A 3,257-nucleotide genomic window follows, 5' to 3' on the forward strand; every position below is an offset into this window, starting at 1 on the left:
GCGTGGCAACGTCCTACCCTTGCAGGGGGCGATCCCCCAACTACTCTTGGCGTGCTGAAGCTTAACTTCTGTGTTCGGCATGGGAACAGGTGTATCCTTCAGGCTTTCGCCACCACACTTAGAAAGAACTTCGTTCTCTCAAAACTAGATAATATCTTCTCTGCCCGATTAACTTCCACTTCTTTTTGCTTGGTTAAGTCCTCGACCGATTAGTATTAGTCCGCTTCACGTATCACTACGCTTCCACTTCTAACCTATCTACCTGATCATCTTTCAGGGGTCTTACTTCCATAAAGGAATGGGAAATCTCATCTCGAGGCGAGTTTCACACTTAGATGCTTTCAGCGTTTATCTCGTCCATACATAGCTACCCAGCTGTGCGCCTGGCGGCGCAACTGGTACACCAGCGGTATGTCCATCCCGGTCCTCTCGTACTAGGGATAGCTCCTCTCAAATTTCCTGCGCCCGCGACGGATAGGGACCGAACTGTCTCACGACGTTCTGAACCCAGCTCGCGTACCGCTTTAATGGGCGAACAGCCCAACCCTTGGGACCAACTACAGCCCCAGGATGCGATGAGCCGACATCGAGGTGCCAAACCTCCCCGTCGATGTGAACTCTTGGGGGAGATAAGCCTGTTATCCCCAGGGTAGCTTTTATCCGTTGAGCGATGGCCCTTCCATATGGTACCACCGGATCACTAAGCCCGACTTTCGTCCCTGCTCGACCTGTATGTCTCGCAGTCAAGCTCCCTTCTGCCTTTACACTCTATGAATGATTTCCAACCATTCTGAGGGAACCTTTGGGCGCCTCCGTTACTATTTGGGAGGCGACCGCCCCAGTCAAACTGCCAACCAGACACTGTCTCCGAGCACGTTGAGTGCTCAGGGTTAGAGTGTTCACATAGCAAGGGTAGTATCCCAATGACGCCTCCGCCGAAGCTAGCGCTCCGGTTTCAATGGCTCCTACCTATCCTGTACAAGCTGTGCAAACACCCAATATCAAGCTACAGTAAAGCTCCATGGGGTCTTTCCGTCCTGTCGCGGGTAACCTGCTTCTTCACAGGTATCTTAATTTCACCGAGTCTCTCGTTGAGACAGTGCCCAGATCGTTACGCCTTTCGTGCGGGTCGGAACTTACCCGACAAGGAATTTCGCTACCTTAGGACCGTTATAGTTACGGCCGCCGTTTACTGGGGCTTCATTTCGGAGCTTCGCCGAAGCTAACTCTTCCACTTAACCTTCCAGCACCGGGCAGGCGTCAGCCCCTATACGTCATCTTACGATTTTGCAGAAACCTGTGTTTTTGATAAACAGTCGTCTGGGCCTCTTCACTGCGGCTGTCCGTTAGGACAGCACCCCTTCTTCCGAAGTTACGGGGTCATTTTGCCGAGTTCCTTAACGAGAGTTCTCTCGCTCACCTGAGGATACTCTCCTCGACTACCTGTGTCGGTTTGCGGTACGGGTAGTTATTAACTCGCTAGAAGCTTTTCTCGGCAGCGTGACATCAATTGCTTCCCTACTATAATTTCGGTCCTCATCGTCGCTTGTCAACGCGATCAAAAGCATTTCTCTCTTGACCTGACTTGCGACTTGAACATCCATATCCATCAGGATGCACAACTTAGCCTTCTGCGTTCCTCCATCACTCAAACGTTAATAACTAGTACAGGAATCTCAACCTGTTATCCATCGTCTACGCCTCTCGGCCTCGACTTAGGTCCCGACTAACCCTGGGTGGACGAGCCTTCCCCAGGAAACCTTAGTCATTCGGTGAATCAGATTCTCACTGATTTTTCGCTACTCATACCGGCATTCTCACTTCTAAGCGCTCCACTAGTCCTTACGGTCTAGCTTCGTTGCCCTTAGAACGCTCTCCTATCACGCGACAAAGTCGCGTCCACAGTCTCGGTAATATGCTTAGCCCCGGTAAATTTTCGGCGCAGAATCACTCGACTAGTGAGCTATTACGCACTCTTTAAATGGTGGCTGCTTCTGAGCCAACATCCTAGTTGTCTATGCAACTCCACCGCCTTTTCCACTTAGCATATATTTAGGGACCTTAACTGGTGGTCTGGGCTGTTCCCCTTTCGACGATGGATCTTATCACTCATCGTCTGACTCCCGGATATAAATCAATGGTATTCGGAGTTTATCTGAACTTAGTAATCCAAGACGGACCCCTTGTCCAAACAGTGGCTCTACCTCCATGATTCTAAATCCGAGGCTAACCCTAAAGCTATTTCGGAGAGAACCAGCTATCTCCAAGTTCGTTTGGAATTTCACCGCTATCCACACCTCATCCCAGCACTTTTCAACGTACACGGGTTCGGACCTCCGGTGCGTATTACCGCACTTTCATCCTGGACATGGATAGATCACCTGGTTTCGGGTCTATGGCAACATACTTCAACGCCCTATTCAGACTCGCTTTCGCTTCGGCTCCGCTTTTTCAGCTTAACCTTGCATGCAACTATAACTCGCCGGTTCATTCTACAAGAGGCACGCTATCACCCTTAAATGGGCTCTAACTGCTTGTAGGCACATGGTTGCAGGAACTATTTCACTCCCCTTCCGGGGTGCTTTTCACCTTTCCCTCACGGTACTGGTTCACTATCGGTCACTAGGTAGTATTTAGCCTTGGGAGATGGTCCTCCCGGCTTCCGACGACGTTTCACGTGTGTCGCCGTACTCAGGATCCTGAACTGAGGGAATCTGATTTCGTCTACTGGGCTATCACCATCTATGGCTCAGCTTCCCAACTGATTCGACTATCAGATTCTTTTGTAACTCAAATGTTCAGTCCTACAACCCCGACCAGTAAACTGGTCGGTTTGGGCTGTTCCCCGTTCGCTCGCCGCTACTTAGGGAATCGAAATTTTTTTCTACTCCTGCGGGTACTTAGATGTTTCAGTTCCCCGCGTTTACCGCACGACAGCTATGAATTCACTGTCGTGCAACCATCGACTAAGATGATTGGGTTTCCCCATTCGGAAATCTCCGGATCAAAGCTTACGTACAGCTCCCCGAAGCATATCGGTGTTAGTTCCGTCCTTCATCGGCTCCTAGTACCAAGGCATTCACCATGCGCCCTTAATAACTTAACCTGCATCACTTCGTGATGTAAGTTATTGAGTATTTGCGATTTAAACTATTTTAAAAAACTCAAATAACGTAGTGGTTATTTCTCGGTTAAAATTATAATTAAAATATAATTAATACAGAAAATAATATTATCTAGTTTTCAAAGAACAAAGT

General features: G+C 49.0%; 2 rRNA genes. Both read right to left on the reverse strand.

The features are described 5' to 3' along the window. Nucleotides 1–117: ribosomal RNA gene (gene rrf / locus AC6UD2_RS06680) — 5S ribosomal RNA — on the reverse strand. A 72-nt stretch (nucleotides 118–189) separates the two neighbouring features. Then, nucleotides 190–3,106 (reverse strand): 23S ribosomal RNA (locus AC6UD2_RS06685). Nucleotides 3,107–3,257 lie beyond the last annotated feature (151 nt).

It is taken from the genome of Fructilactobacillus sp. X2R5C2, assembly GCF_059901375.1.